The organism is Paenibacillus sp. FSL R5-0475, assembly GCF_038004585.1.
In the GTDB taxonomy this organism is placed as follows: Bacteria; Bacillota; Bacilli; order Paenibacillales; family Paenibacillaceae; genus Paenibacillus_AQ.
Genome location: NZ_JBBORK010000001.1, coordinates 6,109,493 through 6,128,080, shown reverse-complemented (window position 1 = coordinate 6,128,080; position 18,588 = coordinate 6,109,493). Strand labels below are relative to the sequence as shown.

Below are 18,588 nucleotides of genomic sequence, written 5' to 3'. Positions count from 1 at the left end.
GATTAAACTCCTTCTGTTAAAATAAAAAAAGCCGCTTTAGCAGCGGCATGTTGAATGTTTATGATTGTAGTGATCATCTGGTATAATTTGATGAAAATAAGAGATAGGAGCTCCCTATGACACCATTTACAGAACAAGTGATTCGTATCATACAATCTATACCTGAAGGAAAAGTGATGACTTACGGAGGCGTTGCTCGTGCGGCAGGAAGCCCAAGAGGCGCAAGGCAGGTAGTTCGTATCCTTCACTCCATGAGTAGAAAATATAAGCTTCCCTGGCATCGGGTTATCAACGCCAAAGGAATGATCGCCTTGACTGAAGATGAATCCAACTCCCTCCAGAAGCTTTATTTACAGGAGGAAGGGATTATTTTTAATGAAAAAGGTGTGGTAGATCTGAAGCAATACCAATTTGATCCGGAAATTATGGATTAACCACGTATGCGCTTAGCGCCCCTTCCTCTTTCACTGGTTCCAAGACCATTCAGCAAACAGTACATCGTAGCGTAGATAACCAGCAATACAAACGCAATGAACAAGCTGAAAAATACCGACTGTCGATTCAAGCTGTCCATAACCAGTTGGTACAACTGATGCCGGTCCGTCAGTACATCCCAGCTATTCAGCCTGTAGACTCGGCCAAGCAGGACACCATACCCCCCAAGTACACATGCTGCGAATACGAATATCCAAGAGAACAGCAGGCTGCTTTTGCGATAAACAACCGTCTGGAACTGGTATAAAGAGAAGAAACCAGTCAACCAGCCGCTCCAAGTGAACAATAAGAGGGTAACCAGATCATACCAATACCGATTCTGAATGGTGCCATCCACGATATATCTGCTTTTTCTTATCGTCAGATGCACCAGATCCGTCATGAGATAAGGCGCGTTCGGAAAGAACAGCAGCCAAGCGACGCCTAGCGGAACAAGCAGCAAGCCGCCTATCTTCCTTTTATCCAGTTCATAAGCAGCCATAGAGAACAGGAACGGAATCCAAGCCAGGAATAAATTCCAGAGTAAAAATGCATAAAACGAATCCGTCTGTAGTGACACTACACGATATACGGCCAATGTCGCCACAGACAGACCTGCCAAGAGCATAAACACCTTCGGATAATGCAATTCCTTCATGAGCTTATATTCTCCTTATCGAGATAGTTTACATTTAACTTATACCCAATTGTACAAATTTAGCATTCCCAAGTCCAATCTCAAGCATAAACGCCTTTGTCGTCCTTATTAGGACGATAAGCATTTAAGCGAGAAATATAAGGATAATATATGATGTGAAACTTAAATTCTTATATTTGAACAGAAAAACCCGGACGCAGAAACGTCCGGGCTGACTCTTATCTATTTCACTCAAAGACCACTATTTAGTTCAGGTGCAATTACAGGTTTCTTGCGCCCTTTCAGACCGCGCACACTTCCCGCCTCTTCCAGACAGGAGAACGCTGTACACTCCCTAAAAGCGGCATGGCTACATCCAATACACTTGTTGTAATCGATGCTGTTAAGTGCGTCATTAATGGCTTCCCCGGTGTGCGGATAAAACTGAGCCTCACCTATGGTACTATATAGTCCAGTTCTCTTGAGTAGCTCAAGCGGCTGTGGCTGAATACCTGAGATCATAAGTTTCCCTCCAACAGCTTGTAAATGCCGCACAAGCTCTGCTAAATTGGATTCTCCAGTGGTATCCATGAAGGGTACTTTCCCCATCCGCATTAATATAATTCTAGGTTGATCTGAACCATAGCTTGGCATAGTGTCATCGAATCGATAAGCAGCGCCAAAAAACAGCGGACCTTCCACCGTGTAAATTCCAATTTGCGGACAGTCATGACTCTCCGTAACCATATGTGCCTCTACCTTAACGGACTTCGGATCAGGCAGCACTTTGGCTACCAGATGAACCTCTCCCATTCGTTTCACAAACAGAATAACCGCAAGAATTAATCCCACCTCTACAGCCAGCGTTAAATCTGCAAATATCGTTAACAAGAAGGTGATGAATAACACCAAGGAATCGCCGGTCTTGATCTTAAGCAGATGAAGGAACTCTTTGCGCTCACTCATATTCCAAGCTACTACCATTAAGATCGGTGCCATCGCAGCTAAAGGAATACTGGAAGCATAGGGTGCGAGCAACAGGAGAATTAGAAACACCACAACACCGTGAACGATCCCCGAGATGGGAGAAACAGCGCCACTCTTGATGTTCGTCGCTGTTCTAGCAATTGCTCCTGTCGCTGGTATGCCCCCGAACAATGGAGCAGCAATATTTGCGATTCCCTGACCGATCAGCTCTCGGTTACTATTATGGCGGCTGCCTGTCATTCCATCCGCTACAACAGCGGATAACAATGACTCTATAGCACCTAGCATTGCAATGATAAATGCCGGACGAATTAGCAGGGTAATTCGTTCCCAAGTAATGTCCGGAAATCGAAAGCTCGGTAATGTATTAGGGATTTCTCCGTAAGCAGAGCCAATCGTAGTCACTTTGCCGCTAAAGAATAACGCAGCAACCACAGTCGCGCACAGAAGACCTACCAATGATCCAGGCACCTTCGGAGCGAATCGAATCGCTAGGATAACGACGGCAAGACAAATCACGGCGGTCAGAATACTGTATCCATTCATCGTCGATAGATGAAGCCCTATTTCTTTCATATTATTTACAAAGCTCTCATGCCGTTCTATATTCCTTAGTCCAAGGAAATTAGCAATCTGCCCGGTGAAGATAATGACCGCTATCCCTGCTGTGAAACCAATCGTTACTGGCCTCGGAATAAACTTAATCAATACACCCAACTTTAATAATCCCATGAGAACTAGAATAACCCCTGCCATCATCCCAGCGATAAGCAAGTTCTCATAGCCATACTCCATCGCAATGGCAAACAAGATAGGAATAAAAGCACCTGTTGGCCCACCAATTTGAAATTTTGATCCTCCGAACAATGAAATACATATTCCGGCAACGATTGTCGTGTAAATGCCATACTCCGGTTTTACACCAGATGCAATAGCAAATGCCATCCCCAAAGGAATGGCAATAACACCAACGATTGTTCCCGAAATCAAATCCTTGCGAAATGCATTCATGTTGTAGCCTTTATATCGGCCCCACCCTGTCATGATCAAACCTTCTTTTCTTTAAATATCTGATTATTTGAATATAAGAAGAACATTACTCTAGGACGCAACTGTTGTCAACGCCAAAATAATGTTATTCCTTTATTCTCCGCGCATACCTTCGAGCAATGAAATGGTATTCACCAGATGGTTATCAAATATTTGTTTGGCTACGACCAGAAGATCTTTAATTAGAGGATCACGTAACGAATAGATCACAGTGGTGCCTTCTTTTACACTGGCTACTACATTCTTGGCGCGTAAAACAGCTAGCTGCTGGGATACAGCAGAGCCTTCTGATCCTAGAATGGCTTGTAGCTCATTCACATTCTTCTCACCTTCGCTGAGCAGTTCCAGTATACGAATTCGCATCGGATGAGCCAGCGCCTTGAAGAATTCGGTCTTAAATTGCTGAATTTCGGTGTTCATAGACTTCTACTCCTCATACTTACTTCTGAATCTAATGCTATCTTTGTATGTTATCTTAGTCCCTGATAAGCGTCAAATACTCAAAGGGTAGATACTCACATTACGAACCTGTACTTCTACAAACACACCAAGCGCCATAGGCTCACCGAGACACTCGAACATCACTAAACTTTCACCTATTCGCAAAAATCCTGTTCCATCCTCTTCAATATTCTCCAGCACACCGGTAAAAAAAACCTTATCTCCCTCTAACCTAGTATTGAACTCACTAGCAGGTGCAGGCAGAATATCCACCCATCTCATCAGCAGCTCCGAAAGCTCGAATTCCACATCTGTTTCCGTATCTGGCTCCACAGGAGCACCGCACCAGATCCCCCGACCCTCGCCAAACTCTGTGCGAAAGAATACCTCATCCTTTTTTATGCCATTCTTTGTAATTTTGATTTTCATAGCTATGATTCCACCTTGATAATTTATAACGATCATTATACATGACAATGAACCGATATTATCAAGTGTAATTCTGAGTAACCTTGTTCAGATACGTACTAGGATGCAGCCAAGGATACTTAAAGAACTCACTTTTCTTCGTAATTCTCCGTGAGACACCCAGATCATAATCGATCATAGACTTTATCCGCTCTGCGAAGGCCTCCCCTTTCACCAGCATTCCCAGCTCGAAATCGTGGCAGGCGCTTCTCTCATTGATGTTGTAGGAGCCATGAAATACCACCCGTGATCTATGGTCATAGGTTATTTTCCAATGTGAAAAACGACCTGTGAAACTGTAATCATAAAAGGAAACCCCATTGAGAAACGGCTTATACATATTGCCTCGTACCGCCGCAGTATTGGTAGGATGATCATTAACCTTCAGCGGATTGCAGATGCTCAGATGACAGGAACAGTCTGGCCCCAGCTCCCCCAGCCGATCCCAAAACTCTTGATCAATCAAATAAGGATTTACAATCACCGTCTCCTCTTTCGCATAGGTAATTAAATTCAAATAGTATTGCTGAATTAAGTTAACTGGATTACCCGGAAAGCTTGCAAACAGTGTACATTCTTCCTCCCCAAAATGATAATTTACATTCGGATGGTAGAAGGCATCATCCACGTCAAAATGATCACCTCCCAGAAGTAACCAACGGGAATGAAACTTAGCATTTAAGGGCTGCGCCGCCGCGCCACGGATCCGAAAGCAGCCATCATGCCACTCCTCTTTTTTACTAGGAATCCCCTGTAAATGTCCTTCTATACTGATCGAAGAAGATGCCTGAACAGGCGTCACGTACGTGTATTGATCTCCAATATTCAGGCTGCCAATAATAGAGGTTACCCCATCAATGACCATAAACTTCCGATGATCAATGACATTCAGCCCAGTGATTTCAACGTCCTCTTGTACTTTATCCTGTAAGAACAGGATACTTTCCGGTACGCCTTGTTGCTTCAGCGCCTTCCGCTTCACACGCCATTCTACGGCTGTATAATAAGAATTGAAGGTATTCAACAGCTTAGCTCCTGCATTCTCGAGCCTTTCAGAAATCTTGGAAAATTGACCAAACGCCAGATTGTTCTCATACCCTAAAGCTGTCAGCGCGTAATTGACCATGATCCGTACCTTCACCCCCCGTTTAAGGGCGTGAAATAATTCATCTGCAACCAGATTGCCTGAACGGTCATTAAAGAAGAGCATCACGGACAGGTGAATATAATGCTGTGCCTTCTTTATTTCTTCTAGTATCATCCCTAGGCACTCGGGTCCATTCACGTAAGGATCTACTTGGTTATTCCATGTGGTTTGTGGGGCCAGAGCTTTTAGCTTGTCTGAATCTAATCTGTCTAATACTTCAGTAAGTTGTCCCAGCAATCTTGGGCTAAAGCCAGGAACCTGAAATAGCTGCTCACCCTCCGTAATGACTCCGCCAATGGACTGTCGGTATGCTCTAGCCGCCTCCAGATCGATCCCCATCAGCCTGTGCTCCGCCTCTTCTCCTGCTTCGCCCATAATGCGGGCAAGTGAACCGCCTGATAAATAATAGTTCACCATATCGATCATATTTTTCTGTGTTTCCATATGTAAGATCCCCTATCTTTATTGTGAGTGCACATGTATCAAGGTAAGGATAGATACCCTTGAACTCCTCCTTATAAACGGGGAACATAAAAAACAGGAATGCCCCGCAGCCATTATGGCTATGGAACATCCCTGTTTAAGATCAACCAGGATTCACTAAGAATCGAGATAACTTATTTCACTTGCTCTGCGCTAAATACTTTTACGTCTAGTGGCGCAGCCAAGAATTCACCAGCTTTAGTTGAGAACGCGGTAAAATGAGCGCTCGTATTGTGGCTGGATACGGCTTCAGCGTCGCGCCAAGTCTCCACCATAATAAATGAGTTCGCTTCTCCAGCATTCTCATACAGCTCGTAAGAGAGGTTTCCTTCTTCAGCGTGAGTAGCTGTGAGAAGTGTTTTGGACTCCGCTAAAAACTGCTCGCGACGTTCTGGATTCACTTTAAGTACTGCATGGATAATGATCATTGTATTTTCCTCCTAAGGTATAAAGTATTATTTCCACTCAGCAATTTTATCGATAGGCAAACGGACAGATGGGTAACCTGCATCAACAGCCTTACCGATGGAAAGCAACATTACAGGAACATAACGATCTTTTTCCATGCCAAACGCTTCTGCGATTTGATCTTTTTCATAACCGCCGATTGGGTTTGTATCGTATCCATGTGCACGGGCAACCAGCATCAATTGCATTGCAACAAGAGCACCATCAATAAGCACAGTATCTTTGTTAACTTCACGTGGCAAGGTAGCAAAGTGAGCAGATAATCTAGTTAATTGGTTTTCTTTTACTTCAGCAGGCATTAGTCCACGTTCAACAGCTGTGCCATAAATCTCCTCTGCATAGTCGAAATTGTTCAAATCACCGAAAATGGCAATCATAGCTGCAGAGGTTTCAACTTGTACGCCATTAAAGCGAGCAAGAGGAGCTAAAGTAGCTTTTGCTTCGTCACTTTCAATGACAAGAAACCGCCAAGGCTGCATGTTTACAGAAGAAGGTGCAAGAGTCGCTTCCGTAAGAATCTGAGTCATCTCTTCTTTGCTGATCTTAACGGATGGATCATATTTGCGGATAGAGCGGCGACCCGTAATAATTTCTTTAAAATCATTGGTTTGTGTTTGTGTAGCGTTCATATGTGTATTTCTCCTTTGAATGTGTAATTTGGGTAGTTACAGTTACAGTTACAACAGATTGATATTAGATTGCAGACGATTAAGCATATCTATGAGCACTTTTCGCTCCTGATCGTTAAATCCAGTAAGCAGAGTAGCGACAAATCGTCTCTTCTCTTCGCCATATTGAATCATTCTTTCCCGCCCTTGATCCGTTAATGAGACCAATGTAACCCTGTTATCTGCGGGGTTGTTGCGGCGAGTGATCGTACCACTCTCTTCCATCCCTTTCAAGTGCCGAGTGACGGCGGCCGCATCTATATCCATGCCCTTTTGCAGCGTAATTTGGCTGACTTCATCCACCTGGAATAGTTCATGCAGGAGGCGAAGCCGTGTGGGACTAATCCCAGCACATCGTTCGAATTTCGGACAGATTCCCTTGTTTAATGCCTGCAGCAGTTCAAATATGCGGTCTTCCTCAGGATAGTGCTCCGTCAAAATATACCTCCTTTATAAATTTAATTGTGCACAATTGTTTTGTATAAAATAATACTAACTGATAATCATTGACCCGTCAACTAATATATCAAATCATTTTTTAAAAATCAACATTGCTTATCCTCTTATGGTGCTATAGTCTTGAACAAAAAGGAGGAATCCTATGAGAATCTCCCTGATTCAGCTGGATATAGCATTTGGCAAACCCGATATGAATTATGCTGCTGTAGCAAATAAAATTAGTGTAGCTGCCGCCACAGCCCCCGACTGTCTTATTCTCCCTGAGCTTTGGACCACTGGCTATGATCTGACCCGACTAGAAGATATTGGTGATCCAGAAGGAGAAATCACCAAGGAATTCATCTCCAGCTTAGCCAGACAATACAACATCAATATCGTCGCTGGTTCAGTCGCTAGCAAGAACGCCTCCGGTGTAACTAATCGTATGTTTGTATTTAATCGAACTGGAGAACTCGTTGGCGAATACAGTAAGCTACATTTGTTTCAGCTAATGGATGAACATCTATATTTGCAGCCTGGAGAAGACAAAGGCCTCTTCACATTGGAGGGCACGTTATGTGCCGGATTAATCTGTTATGATATCCGATTTCCAGAGTGGGTTCGTGCTCATACCGCACAAGGTGCAGAAATCTTGTTTATCAGTGCAGAATGGCCATTATCCAGGCTGTCACATTGGCGTGCACTACTGATCAGCCGAGCGATCGAGAACCAATGTTATGTAGTAGCCTGCAACCGTGCTGGAAGCGATCCTAACAATACCTTTGCTGGGCATTCTATGATAATTGATCCTTGGGGAGATATTTTATGTGAAGCTTCTGAAGGGGAAGAAATCCTAACGGGGGATATCGATTTACATATGGTGCGTGAAATTCGAGCACAAATCCCAATTTTTGCAGACAGACGTCCCGACTTATATGATTAAAAAGGACGTAACAGATGCTGGCCTCTCGCCAGATTTCTGTTACGTCCTTCTTGATGATGCTCAATATCCATTTATCCTTGGGCATAACGTTCATGCAGAACTCGCGCAGCATCCAGAACACGCGGATCTTCATAGTCTAGGAAATATCCTGTCTCCTGCTGTAGCCTGTCAGAGGATTTAAGCACCACTCCACGGTGGGCTAATGCTTGTCTAATACCTTCGGCAAATACTTCAGTCGCATTTGGTCCACCTAGTTCGCCAAGCCCAGCGATCGTCTCTGGACGAACCCGTGGATAAGATAATGCTGAGTCTCCTCCAGAGGCTTGCTCATAGAATTTATGAATGAGTTCACCACGTTCCTGTCCCGAACCCGAAACCACTACAAATGCATGTACGAAATAGGCATTATTTTGTCTGCGCTGAGCAATGCCGCAAAATTTCCGCCCACCGATCGCCAAATCGAAGTCCCCCGGGCAGTAAGAACCAACAATTTCACCAGCCTCAATTTGTGCCGCAGCCTGTGGATGACTCATAGCCACTGCCTCAGTGATCAGAGAAGCCAGAAGCCTAAAGTCATCATGAAAGTCCAGCTTTCCACGTCCTTTGGGGAGAACTAGCGAAACATTAACAATTCCATCATCCAGAGGCACCGCAGCACCACCGGAATGTCTCACCGCTGTACGAATGTCTCGCTGCTCCAACTTAGCCATCGCTTGGGCCGCGTACGGAAGCTTGCTGTCCCGTAGGCCGAGCACAACACCCCCAGAATGACTCCATAGGTGCAGACTAGGAGGAACAAGTCCCGCTCCGACATCCCTACAAAGGGTCTCTTCAAAGGCGAATGGGATCAACATCTCCCCGATGCCCCCTGCTTTCTCATCTATCCTGTCATCCTTTAAGATTAGATGCTGGAAAAGTCCCATTTCTGCAGGAAGTCCGATGACTTCTTTACTTCTATCAACAGATCCATTGATCATTGCATCGTATTCCCGAGTATCCACCGATTCCCCTCTTTCCCGTATTATCCGTAATATTGTAATCAATCTGCCTCGCTAGTGCGAAATCAGAATTGAAATGAGGTTATGATAACGCTATCCTTATAGTATACGAACATACCCCAGCTCGAATAGGGGGTAGCCTTAGGTTCATGCTATACACAACGTTAAGGAGTGATGCCGCATGACAGTGGAAGTGATGAAGGAACGACAGTTAACCAAGACAAGACAATGGGAACAGGCACTTAACCTGCTGTATATTGATTTCTGGGATTACTGCCATGATGCACTTAGCAAATTCGATGACGAGGACATTCACCAAGCAAGAGTGAACTGCCGCAAGCTGTTAACACTGCTATCCATTCTCGACCCTGGTCATACTCTAGGGCTATACCCTCTATTTGAAAGAGCCCAAAAGAGATTAGGCAAGGTCAGAGATGCAGACGTTCTGATTGAATCGTTCAAGACTAAACGCAAACAAGCCAAGGAAAACGGCGATATAAAGACCGCAGAGTTGTTGAAGGCAGTGATCGACCATCAAAAGGACAAGCGCAAAACTTATCGTAAGAAGCTGGCCGATGAGCTGCCTAAGCTAATCAATGAAGATCTGGATGAGAAGTGGAAAGCCTTCCTAAGTGAACAGCTTGAGGCCCTGGTAGCGAAAAAAGATGCCAACGTTGTCATTCGCGAACTTGAGGTAGCTTACGAGCAGAAGAAAAAAGCTTGCAAGGCTATATTTCGTGGACAAGATGCCGAATCAGAAGCAGCCTTCGACTCACTGCATGAGCTGAGGATGGCTGCTAAGGAACTGCGATATACCGCTAGTGCAGCCTCTTTTGCGTTAAATCAAAAATTTCATGCCCATGAGGAAATATATAAGCAGATCCAAGATCAGCTCGGGCTGATAAACGATAAACGCCTTTGGCTGGAAACACTAAATGCTATTGGGCGGGAAGAGCTGAATGTCGGCAAAAAAACATGGAATAACTTTACTGAGCAATTAAAAACCGAAGTACTCGTTGCGCTGCACCAAAATGATGTCATACCGCTCACACATCAAATGAAGTAACTCTGAACCTTTTACAATCTCTCTATTCAGCCGTTGTATCTGATGCGCCATATTCTTCTATATTCACATTTACTTCATAGGTAATCGGAATTTGGCTGAAGGTTTCGTCCCAGTTATCCTTGACGCTCCGCCATACGGCTGGATGCTGATTATGTAGACTGGTGCCGAAACCGGCAGCTTCGGTATGCAGCTCCTTCTGCATCTTTGTTACAGTAGTTTGCACCATTTCTAGGACACGCTTCTGCAGCAAGGCTTTATCCTTCTTTACAATTCCGTCGTGTAATTTCTTCGATTTCTCGGCAAAGACCTCAGCATATCTACCTGTAGATGTTATTTTCACGTTAAAAGAGATCTGACCATTATTCACATTGGCTTTGATCTTGCTATGCATGGTTTTAACCTCATAGGTTAAGAGGTCATTGGTATCCGGATTATACGTCTTAAGCACTCCCCCTAGCCCCTTTCCGGTCAACCAGGCCATCCCTTCCAGCTCCGACTCATCCAAAAACCCAACAAGCTTCCCCGTTTCCCCGTTGATTACACCTGCTCCCGATAGCTTTGTCTCCTGATCAATAGGGATAACATTTTGCAATAAGAAGCTTTTCTTTCCTTGCAACGGGCCAACTACTTTAGCCAGAGATACCGGCTCCCATATCCCCATATTCCGGTCTCTGTTATTGAATATCCCTTCAAGTACAAAGGCAGGAGTCTGACCCGGCAGCGCATTTTCCAATACATCCTTGGCCATTCCCTTGCTGACAAATAACATAACACTCGGACGAATATCATTATCCCGCGTAAAGAAATCTATGATTTTAGTAAGATTATTGGAACGCGCGAGTTTTTCACTAATCACAATAACCTTTAAATGATGACCAATCGGAGTGCGTCTAGTACGCAGTGAAAGCTGCCGCATCGCTTCAAAGATAGAATCGCTAGTTTCACTCATATTATAGTAATTCTTAAAGGAGGAGGAAGAGGAACTGGCAGAAGACTTCATGACGGCGCCTCCCGATCCTTGTGGAATCGTAAATTGATAGGTACTTATTATTTTTTCAGGCTTCTTATGGCTCCCACCTTCCGGATTAGCTACTCCCTCGCCTCCTGACTCCTCCGCACTGTCCAGTGCAACACCAATCTGCATGTTTAATTCCTCGATCGGTACGCTGCTCCAGCAGCCTGATAACAGAGAACATAGTACAGTGAGTACGATCCACAACCTCCATTTTTTCATGAAGCAGCCCTCCGGAAGTATGTGATGATTAATAATGGTAAAGGAAGCACTCCGAATAAAATAAGCATACAATCACCAATGCCTGATCCTAAAGCAAACAAAGCATTCACATTAGGAGGAATCCTAGAAACTATATAAACAACCGGAAGTAATGCCAATAAACAGCTTTTGAAGCTTCTATGAATGATTTGAGACAAACCTAACGCCGCTGCATAAATCGCAACACAAAAGGTACAAAAGATCTGCATAATCCAGATCACCAGCAACAACGACTCAAACCTTTCAAAGATGAGATAGTTCACCTCAAAGCTACGTACAAGATCGAGAAACGGCCAGGTTCTTGTGAGAACTCCATCTATAGAAAAGGCACCTATGGTTGCTACAACTGCCAGGACATAAAATATCGTCGATATACAGGTTCCGGCTATAATTACCTTTACTGCTTTTTGGGGCTTGTCCATAAAAGCAACAACGAACAGCATCGCTTCACCAGCTGTAAAGGTCAGAATGGTTGGCCTGATCCCTTTCCATACGGGTTCCATTCCCTCTCCCAGTACTGGAAGTAGATTATTGAGGTCAAAAACTTCGAAACTTAGCAGACAAACCCCCAGAAACACTGTCCAGGTAATCGGAACAATAAGTCTGCACATGCTAGTGATCGCATTAATTCCTCCTCTGCATAAATAGAAGGCGATCCATATAAAAGCAGCCACTATCGCCCAAGGAGGTGTTCCTTCCAGTAGAAAAAAAGAGGTCACTTCCTGCACCGAACGTATCTCAAAGCCGGCAATACTGAGAAAATACCCAATGACTCCTATTGAGAGAACCACTCCGAGTGGTTTGCCGATGATCTTCCCGATATATTGAAAAAAAGTTTGGCCTGGAAACCTTTGACTAAGTTTCACAATGATCAAGCCTAACAGAAAGGAGATTAATCCCCCTAAAAAAATACTTATCCATACATCTGGACTACCACTGGCCTCTACAATGGTCCGAGGAAGCGTAAGTACCCCTGCCGCAATCGTATAATTGGCTAGAATGATCGTCGCTTGAACAGCAGTTATTCGATCCTTTACCTCGGCGCTCATGTTCTCTTCCTCCTTCACCTAGACTTTTCACCCTTTACGCAAAGGGTCCTTGGGTTTCAACAATGTAGGCCGCCCGGTTAAAAATTGCAAAGGCATTCGGAATATAAAATCTTTCCAATTGAATGTTCTATTCGGGACTGCCAGACCAAGATAGGGAACACCAAAACTCTTCAGCTTAATTAAATGACTACTAAGCAAAAGAAAAAAAAGTACCACTCCGTATAATCCAAAGATTGCTGCAAAAAACATAGCCGCAAACCGGAGCATACGAAGCGTCATCCCAGCACTATACATTGGCATAGAGAAGGAAGAAACAGCAGTAATTGATACTACAATGACTAGGATTGGACTCACGATTCCTGCTTCTACCGCGGCCTGGCCGATGATCAAACCGCCGACAATCCCCATCGCCGGACCGATAGGTTTAGGCAAACGAAGTCCAGCCTCCCGTAAAATTTCAATCGAGGTTTCCATAATCAATGCTTCGATTAATACAGTGAAGGGAACGCCTTGCCTGGAGGCAATAATGGAAATGGCCAGCTTCGTTGGAATCAATCCGGGTTGGAACGAGAGAAAGGAGATATATAGTGCCGGCGCAAACAGTGATATCGTTGCCGCAAAAAAACGTAACAGACGTAGCAGCGACCCTACCATCCAGCGATCGTTATAATCCTCTGGAGATTGCAGTAACATCCCGAAGGTAACCGGCATAATCAACGCGAAGGGAGTACCATCAATTAAGATAGCTACTCTTCCTTCCAGGAGTGCTGCCATTACGCGGTCCGGTCTTTCTGTATTCTGAATCTGCTGGAAGGGACTATAACTATTATCTTCAATCAATTGTTCGACATAACCAGATTCTTGAACATCATCTATATCTATCGTTTTAATTCTTCGTTTAACCTCTTCTACAAGCTCATCATTCGCAATATCCTTGATATAGGTTAAGATGAGTTCCTTCTGCATTCTCTTTCCTAGAGTAAAAGAAATCATCGCTAGCTCCGTACTCTGCCCGTGTCTACGCAGCATTGCCGTGTTGTCGCTTAAAGTCTCATTAAATCCGCTCCGTGAGCCCCGTAAGACTGCTTCAGATTCTGGCTCTTGAATCCCTCTTGTAGCCCCCTTTGGACTACTAAGCACAAAAACTTCTGATATCCCCTCCACGAGTAGCACGGCAGATCCAAATAACACCTTCTGAAGGGAGAGGTATGCATTATCCGTAAGCTCAACTTCCGAGATAAGCAGGATCTCGTGGATGAGAATATCTTGTAGATCTTTCGCTTCCGCTTTGTTATTCATGTTCATAAACGGCTGATATGCATTCATTAACGGTTTTAAAATATTCTGATCCATTTTGTCTTTGTCCGTTAGACCGTCTACGTACAAAAGTGCTGCCCTTGTCTTAATGCTTCCGATTCGCAACTCCCTTACATTCACATCATGCATATCGGCGCTGATCTCTCTGAATTTCTGCAAATCATCCTCAAAATGGCCACTATAAGTTATTCTCTTCCCCTTATCCTTAGTTACTACATTCGAGCTGGACTGCTTCACCGGCCCTTCTAAAATGCCTGTTTCTCCAGAGTTTTCTACGGAAGAAACACCTCCACCTTTGCTGCCAGTAGCTTTTTCCGCTCTAGTCGTTATCCTGTCTTCTTTAGCTTTAGCCCAGCTTATTGTACGAAGCAGGAAGAAAGGGACACAGAAAATCATAATCCCTTGGAAAACCACACCCCAACTTGGAATTAATTCTATTACCTCATTCCACACCCCTAACACCTCCTTTATAGCTGTGACCGTATTTTTTACCGAAGATGGATAATTCATGCATACAAAAAAGACCCCATAGTATGGGGTCTCCCTAAGTTAAACTTCATATGTTCTTATACCTCTATTGTATCTGTAAAGTATCGGATGCTAGCCTTGGACGTTCGGCTGACGTAATTAAAGTTTATTGCGGCATCATGCGAGTGGTGATCGCGATGCGATTCCATGCATTGATTGTAACAATTGCCATGATGATCTCGCCAAGTCGCTTAGTATCGAAATGGCGCTCCGCTTCCGAATAGACATCGTCCGGTACATGTCCTTGTGTCACGAGTGTAACCGACTCGGTCAGCGCAAGCACTGCACGCTCCTCGTCGCTGTAGAACGGCGCTTCACGCCATGCGTTCAGCATGTAGATGCGCTGTTCCGACTCGCCTGCCTTGCGGGCATCCTTCGTATGCATATCGATGCAGAAGGCGCAGCCATTAATTTGTGACGCTCTGATTTTGATTAACTCCAATAACGACTTCTCCACGCCTGTCGATTGTACGAACGCTTCAAGACCCATCATCGCTTTGTATGCGGCTGGAATTTCACCGGCCAGATCCATTCTTTGTTCCATGGGGATAGCTCCTCTCCGGCTGTAGACCGGTTATCTTTTGATTGTTTCACTAATAAGACAATGCAAAAGCTCCGTTTGTGACAGGTTACCCCATTCGTTGTAATTTATCGGGATTGAGTACGATATAAATATGCTCGATCCGCTCCCCGGCCGCATCAAGCTGGAAGCTGATCGCCTTAAGCGGCCGGCCATCCCGATAGATGACGATGCCCAGCTGGCCGTTAAGAAGCACCATCCTTTGCGAATCTCCGAGGAAGCCCTTCGTAATGACGCCTCCAATGAAAGCTTGAACACGATCCCTGCCCGTAATAGTGAAGATCGCTGCGCGAACTTTACCGCCGCCGTCCGACGTAAGCAGCGCGTCCTCGGTCAGCAGGCTGACAAGCGCATCGACGTTGCCGCCTCGCGCAGCTGCGAGGAATGCTGTCGCAAGAGGTGTTGCCTGATCCGTGTTGCCTGGCAGAACTGGCGATTGTTGATGCAGCTTATCATTAGCGCGGCTAAATATTTTTCGACAGTTGGCTTCTGATTTTCCTAATACATCGGCAAGTTCGCTATATTCGAAAGCGAAGGATTGGCGCAAGATGAAGACGGCTCTCTCGACAGCCGACAAATGTTCCAGCATGACGAGCAGGGCGTAGGATACATTTTCATCGTGATCGAAGAGATCAGCAGGATTATCTCCGCCTCCATTCGTAAAGCTGACGAGTGGCTCCGGCAGCCATGTGCCGACATATTGCTCTCTCCTTATACGGGCGGATTGCATATAGTTGATGCAACGATTTGTTGTCATACGGATTAAGTAAGCTTTCGGATGGGTGATATCTATTGTTTGTAGCTTGCTGTACTCGATGAATACGTCTTGAACGAGGTCCTCTGCATCTGCTATAGAGCCGGTCATACGGTAAGCGATTGCTTTCAGCAGAGAGTGATAGTTGGTATATGCGACCTGAAAATCCATACGGGCTAGACTCCTTCCAAAGCTGTGCCTTTCATACCATCACGGCTCACCGCGGCGTCTACATCGATCAGCGGATGATCAACAATATAGACGCTCTCCTAGGGCTTCACGTCTAGCCTATCGAGTGCACGCAGGAAATATCCGGATGAGGCTTCTTAATGCCTTCTCAGCTTGAAATTAATATAGCATCAAAATACAACTAAATTCCAATTCGCTATGCTAGAATAACCTTGTTCAATATCCCTTGGTAGGCTGCTATCGGACGTAAGCCAACCAACTTTTCCATTGGCTGCCCATCTTTATATACAATGACTGTAGGCATCCCCATAACACCAGCTTCACCAGCCAGATCCGGCAACTCGTCACAATTCACCTTCACAATAGAGACATCGTCTCCATATTCCTGATGAAGATCTTCCAAAAGAGGCAGCAGCACCTTGCAAGGGGGACACCATGGCGCACCGTAATCTACCAATACCGTTCCACCACCGCGAATCTCTGCTCGTACCCAATCAGCGCTATCTGCATTTGTAATAGCCATTTGTCATTCCTCCTCATAGTTTTCAACTCCAGCAGTACCTACTCCAAACTCTCCAGTGTACATGCCTCTAAACTACTCTCGTTCTGCTCTTGCAAGATAGAGGCCATTCTTTCTTCCAAATTGCGTTTGATCTGATTCAGTTCTACAAGCTGACGTTCAATATCTTCAAGCTTGCTACGGTATAGTGGCATCACTTCTGCGCAGAAAGCTTCTTTGTTCTTCAAAACACAATGTAGAAAGCCCGCGATCTGCTCTGTGGACAGACCCAGGTTCAAATATAATTTTATCGTTTCTACCGTCTCCACAGCGAGCGGAGAGTACTCCCGATATCCGTTGGCCTGACGGATCGGCGAAATTAATCCCTGACTCTCATAATAACGAATTGAACGGACGCTTACGCCCGTCATTTTAGCAAGCTCACCTATTTTCATAGCAATCTCCCCGGGGTTCATGAGAATTGTTCTACACCAGTATAAACCCTGACATCAATGTAAGAGTCAACAAAAAAAATCCAACCGTAGTTATCCCACAGTTGGACTCATTTATAATCTTACAACAAGTATATCCGCCGCTTATATTCTACAATAATCCTGCTGCCCAAAGCCCACCTCTACGAATCATTTCGCGGAATGGTTCTACTGAGAATGATGGTAAATGATGCCCTGGCATTAAATAAACAACCCGACCCAAGCCAAATTCGTGACACCAAGCCGCTTGGCGCATAGCTCCCTCATGAGAATATTCAGCGAGCACCGTTGTTTCGAAATAAGGATGCATCTCAAAATAATACGGCTCATCCTCAATTACAAATTCTTCAATTCCCTGCATAATGGGATGCTCTCGTGCGGGTATGGACATCTGCAGCGAAGTATACTCTGGATGATGGGTGAAATGTGCGCCCAGCATAGCGCCAAGCTCCTGATTGCGCTGTAAGGAAATTCCGTTATGTACCACTAGTAGTCCGCCCCCGCCAGCCACATAAGATAGCAAAGCACCACTTTGATCCGCGGGGATTTTGTCATCAGAAAATTCAGTGTAGGAGATTACCAGCTTATAGTCAGACAACGTTTCTTTATTGAGAAGTGCATAATCCTCTGAAGAGAAAACCTGTAAGTCATTCGCAAGGATTTGTTCGATCTCCCGGTCCACGCCAGCAAAGGGGTGATATTTAACCTCCGAGTAGCTTCCGAGTGCGAGTGCTTTTAGTGTAGACATGTTATCAGCGCCTTTCTTCTTATCTATTTTGAAATATCCGTTCTACCACGGCCATGAGCTGCCATCCGTATCCAGATAGGCCGGTTCCTCGCCCATATATTTTTTATAATCCAGAACAAGGTCGATAATCTGCTCCGCGGACTGTTCAGGAGTCATTTCCGCTTGCTCATCCTTCTTACCATGCATATAAGTCTGCAGCCAGCCAGGATGGAACACCATTACTTGACCGCCAAGCGTTTTCAGATGATTATGCATCAAGGAGGACTGCATATTCAGTGCTGCCTTCGACATACAATAGCCATACATGTTGATACGCTTATTTCGGGCAATACTGCCTGCCTCCGATGAAATATTGACGATTAATTTATCCTCACTTTGTAGTAATAGTCCCATCAGTGCATTGCTGACTCTTAACGCGCCAAGTGTATTTACATTATATATTTCTGCCATGCCTTCATCATCCAGCTCCACCAGCACAGTAGCATTATCAGCAGAACGAATAATACCTGCATTATTAATAATCATATCGACATATCCAGTTTTACTGGCTATTACTCTTGCAGCCTGCTTCACACTATCTTTATTGCTGATATCTAGGGGGATAAGCTCCAACTGTTCAGGATATTTCTCTTTAAGCGCTTTCAAATCTTCCGATTCTTTTAAAAACTGTCCTGCAAATACTGAGAACTGTTTGGCCAGCAATGAACGTACAAGCGACAGTCCAAGCCCCCGATCAGCTCCAGTTACACATGCAACTCTCTTCATTCTTCTGAACACTCCTATCTCGTAGCGATATGGTTAGGCATGTTGCTTCTTTTCACCTTAGCATGCTGTACTCTTTTTTTCAACGCGATTGGTTTCAGGTATATCGCCTCTTGTGCAAGCCTTTCAG

General features: G+C 44.8%; 21 protein-coding genes. 3 read left to right on the top strand and 18 right to left on the bottom strand.

Annotated features, from left to right (window positions below; genetic code table 11):
* Positions 1-116 precede the first annotated feature (116 nt).
* Positions 117-434, top strand: coding sequence for an MGMT family protein (locus MKX41_RS27470; protein ID WP_340973973.1), 318 nt, complete (start codon positions 117-119; stop codon positions 432-434).
* Here the strand turns inward: MKX41_RS27470 and MKX41_RS27465 are convergent.
* From MKX41_RS27465 to MKX41_RS27430, 8 genes are all read right to left on the bottom strand, one after another.
* The gene (locus tag MKX41_RS27465) at positions 431-1,132 is read right to left on the bottom strand and encodes a DUF1361 domain-containing protein (protein WP_076285900.1); all 702 of its coding nucleotides are present in this window, start codon (positions 1,130-1,132) and stop codon (positions 431-433) included. The two genes, MKX41_RS27470 and MKX41_RS27465, sit on opposite strands and share 4 nt — an antisense overlap.
* Before the next feature lie 231 nt (positions 1,133-1,363).
* Entirely contained in the window at positions 1,364-3,142 is a 1,779-nt protein-coding gene (locus tag MKX41_RS27460) for a SulP family inorganic anion transporter (RefSeq protein ID WP_076285901.1), read from the bottom strand.
* A 99-nt stretch (positions 3,143-3,241) separates the two neighbouring features.
* Positions 3,242-3,568 carry an ArsR/SmtB family transcription factor gene (locus MKX41_RS27455; protein WP_042123860.1) on the bottom strand — a complete coding sequence of 109 codons (327 nt, stop codon included), beginning with the start codon at positions 3,566-3,568 and terminating at the stop codon, positions 3,242-3,244.
* A 72-nt stretch (positions 3,569-3,640) separates the two neighbouring features.
* Complete coding sequence (locus tag MKX41_RS27450) at positions 3,641-4,018, bottom strand: hypothetical protein (RefSeq protein WP_340973970.1); 378 nt, start codon at positions 4,016-4,018, stop codon at positions 3,641-3,643.
* A 61-nt stretch (positions 4,019-4,079) separates the two neighbouring features.
* The gene (locus MKX41_RS27445) at positions 4,080-5,648 is read right to left on the bottom strand and encodes a phospholipase D-like domain-containing protein (protein ID WP_052404139.1); all 1,569 of its coding nucleotides are present in this window, start codon (positions 5,646-5,648) and stop codon (positions 4,080-4,082) included.
* Positions 5,649-5,821: 173 nt separating this feature from the next.
* Positions 5,822-6,115, bottom strand: coding sequence for a putative quinol monooxygenase (locus MKX41_RS27440; RefSeq protein WP_340973967.1), 294 nt, complete (start codon positions 6,113-6,115; stop codon positions 5,822-5,824).
* Between the two features lie 27 nt (positions 6,116-6,142).
* Positions 6,143-6,784 (bottom strand): nitroreductase family protein, encoded by a 642-nt coding sequence (locus tag MKX41_RS27435; RefSeq protein WP_042184583.1) that lies wholly within the window; start codon positions 6,782-6,784, stop codon positions 6,143-6,145.
* 48 nt (positions 6,785-6,832) lie between these two features.
* Complete coding sequence (locus MKX41_RS27430) at positions 6,833-7,261, bottom strand: MarR family winged helix-turn-helix transcriptional regulator (protein WP_042184581.1); 429 nt, start codon at positions 7,259-7,261, stop codon at positions 6,833-6,835.
* A gap of 163 nt (positions 7,262-7,424) precedes the next feature.
* On the opposite strand from MKX41_RS27430, the gene MKX41_RS27425 reads away from it, so the two are divergent.
* The gene (locus tag MKX41_RS27425) at positions 7,425-8,204 is read left to right on the top strand and encodes a carbon-nitrogen family hydrolase (protein WP_340973965.1); all 780 of its coding nucleotides are present in this window, start codon (positions 7,425-7,427) and stop codon (positions 8,202-8,204) included.
* A gap of 71 nt (positions 8,205-8,275) precedes the next feature.
* On the opposite strand, the gene MKX41_RS27420 is transcribed toward MKX41_RS27425, so the two are convergent.
* Positions 8,276-9,205, bottom strand: coding sequence for a lipoate--protein ligase family protein (locus tag MKX41_RS27420; protein ID WP_340973964.1), 930 nt, complete (start codon positions 9,203-9,205; stop codon positions 8,276-8,278).
* A gap of 178 nt (positions 9,206-9,383) precedes the next feature.
* Between MKX41_RS27420 and MKX41_RS27415 the strand changes: the two genes are divergently transcribed.
* Positions 9,384-10,268 (top strand): CHAD domain-containing protein, encoded by an 885-nt coding sequence (locus tag MKX41_RS27415; protein ID WP_339244571.1) that lies wholly within the window; start codon positions 9,384-9,386, stop codon positions 10,266-10,268.
* Positions 10,269-10,290: 22 nt separating this feature from the next.
* Here MKX41_RS27415 and MKX41_RS27410 read toward each other — a convergent pair whose 3' ends face one another.
* The 9 genes from MKX41_RS27410 to MKX41_RS27370 form a co-directional block, all read right to left on the bottom strand.
* Positions 10,291-11,502 (bottom strand): Ger(x)C family spore germination protein, encoded by a 1,212-nt coding sequence (locus MKX41_RS27410; RefSeq protein ID WP_340973963.1) that lies wholly within the window; start codon positions 11,500-11,502, stop codon positions 10,291-10,293.
* Positions 11,499-12,590 (bottom strand): GerAB/ArcD/ProY family transporter, encoded by a 1,092-nt coding sequence (locus MKX41_RS27405; protein ID WP_042184574.1) that lies wholly within the window; start codon positions 12,588-12,590, stop codon positions 11,499-11,501. Before MKX41_RS27405 ends, MKX41_RS27410 begins: the two co-directional genes overlap by 4 nt.
* A 27-nt stretch (positions 12,591-12,617) precedes the next feature.
* Positions 12,618-14,360, bottom strand: a complete 1,743-nt coding sequence (locus MKX41_RS27400) for a spore germination protein (protein WP_042184572.1) — start codon at positions 14,358-14,360, stop codon at positions 12,618-12,620.
* Positions 14,361-14,541: 181 nt separating this feature from the next.
* Positions 14,542-14,979 carry a carboxymuconolactone decarboxylase family protein gene (locus tag MKX41_RS27395; RefSeq protein WP_042184569.1) on the bottom strand — a complete coding sequence of 146 codons (438 nt, stop codon included), beginning with the start codon at positions 14,977-14,979 and terminating at the stop codon, positions 14,542-14,544.
* Between the two features lie 85 nt (positions 14,980-15,064).
* Positions 15,065-15,940 carry an RNA polymerase sigma factor SigJ gene (gene sigJ, locus MKX41_RS27390; protein WP_340973961.1) on the bottom strand — a complete coding sequence of 292 codons (876 nt, stop codon included), beginning with the start codon at positions 15,938-15,940 and terminating at the stop codon, positions 15,065-15,067.
* A gap of 214 nt (positions 15,941-16,154) precedes the next feature.
* A complete protein-coding gene (locus MKX41_RS27385) occupies positions 16,155-16,481 on the bottom strand; it encodes a thioredoxin family protein (protein WP_042184566.1) in 327 nt (108 codons plus the stop codon).
* A gap of 38 nt (positions 16,482-16,519) precedes the next feature.
* Positions 16,520-16,912, bottom strand: coding sequence for a MerR family transcriptional regulator (locus tag MKX41_RS27380; RefSeq protein WP_042184564.1), 393 nt, complete (start codon positions 16,910-16,912; stop codon positions 16,520-16,522).
* A gap of 148 nt (positions 16,913-17,060) precedes the next feature.
* Positions 17,061-17,696: a ThuA domain-containing protein gene (locus MKX41_RS27375; protein ID WP_339800095.1), complete on the bottom strand. Its 636-nt coding sequence runs from the start codon at positions 17,694-17,696 to the stop codon at positions 17,061-17,063.
* A 42-nt stretch (positions 17,697-17,738) separates the two neighbouring features.
* Positions 17,739-18,461 (bottom strand): SDR family NAD(P)-dependent oxidoreductase, encoded by a 723-nt coding sequence (locus MKX41_RS27370; protein WP_340973959.1) that lies wholly within the window; start codon positions 18,459-18,461, stop codon positions 17,739-17,741.
* Positions 18,462-18,588 lie beyond the last annotated feature (127 nt).

Excerpts from the sequence above, each read along its gene's own strand:
- MKX41_RS27370 (WP_340973959.1), bottom strand. The coding sequence starts at position 18,461 with ATGAAGAGAGTTGCATGTGTAACTGGAGCTGATCGGGGGCTTGGACTG.
- MKX41_RS27410 (WP_340973963.1), bottom strand. The coding sequence starts at position 11,502 with ATGAAAAAATGGAGGTTGTGGATCGTACTCACTGTACTATGTTCTCTG.
- MKX41_RS27465 (WP_076285900.1), bottom strand. The coding sequence starts at position 1,132 with ATGAAGGAATTGCATTATCCGAAGGTGTTTATGCTCTTGGCAGGTCTG.
- MKX41_RS27435 (WP_042184583.1), bottom strand. The coding sequence starts at position 6,784 with ATGAACGCTACACAAACACAAACCAATGATTTTAAAGAAATTATTACG.
- MKX41_RS27415 (WP_339244571.1), top strand. The coding sequence starts at position 9,384 with ATGACAGTGGAAGTGATGAAGGAACGACAGTTAACCAAGACAAGACAA.
- MKX41_RS27375 (WP_339800095.1), bottom strand. The coding sequence starts at position 17,696 with ATGTCTACACTAAAAGCACTCGCACTCGGAAGCTACTCGGAGGTTAAA.
- MKX41_RS27460 (WP_076285901.1), bottom strand. The coding sequence starts at position 3,142 with ATGACAGGGTGGGGCCGATATAAAGGCTACAACATGAATGCATTTCGC.
- MKX41_RS27445 (WP_052404139.1), bottom strand. The coding sequence starts at position 5,648 with ATGGAAACACAGAAAAATATGATCGATATGGTGAACTATTATTTATCA.
- sigJ (WP_340973961.1), bottom strand. The coding sequence starts at position 15,940 with ATGGATTTTCAGGTCGCATATACCAACTATCACTCTCTGCTGAAAGCA.
- MKX41_RS27450 (WP_340973970.1), bottom strand. The coding sequence starts at position 4,018 with ATGAAAATCAAAATTACAAAGAATGGCATAAAAAAGGATGAGGTATTC.
- MKX41_RS27455 (WP_042123860.1), bottom strand. The coding sequence starts at position 3,568 with ATGAACACCGAAATTCAGCAATTTAAGACCGAATTCTTCAAGGCGCTG.
- MKX41_RS27425 (WP_340973965.1), top strand. The coding sequence starts at position 7,425 with ATGAGAATCTCCCTGATTCAGCTGGATATAGCATTTGGCAAACCCGAT.
- MKX41_RS27440 (WP_340973967.1), bottom strand. The coding sequence starts at position 6,115 with ATGATCATTATCCATGCAGTACTTAAAGTGAATCCAGAACGTCGCGAG.
- MKX41_RS27385 (WP_042184566.1), bottom strand. The coding sequence starts at position 16,481 with ATGGCTATTACAAATGCAGATAGCGCTGATTGGGTACGAGCAGAGATT.
- MKX41_RS27405 (WP_042184574.1), bottom strand. The coding sequence starts at position 12,590 with ATGAGCGCCGAGGTAAAGGATCGAATAACTGCTGTTCAAGCGACGATC.
- MKX41_RS27380 (WP_042184564.1), bottom strand. The coding sequence starts at position 16,912 with ATGAAAATAGGTGAGCTTGCTAAAATGACGGGCGTAAGCGTCCGTTCA.
- MKX41_RS27470 (WP_340973973.1), top strand. The coding sequence starts at position 117 with ATGACACCATTTACAGAACAAGTGATTCGTATCATACAATCTATACCT.
- MKX41_RS27395 (WP_042184569.1), bottom strand. The coding sequence starts at position 14,979 with ATGGAACAAAGAATGGATCTGGCCGGTGAAATTCCAGCCGCATACAAA.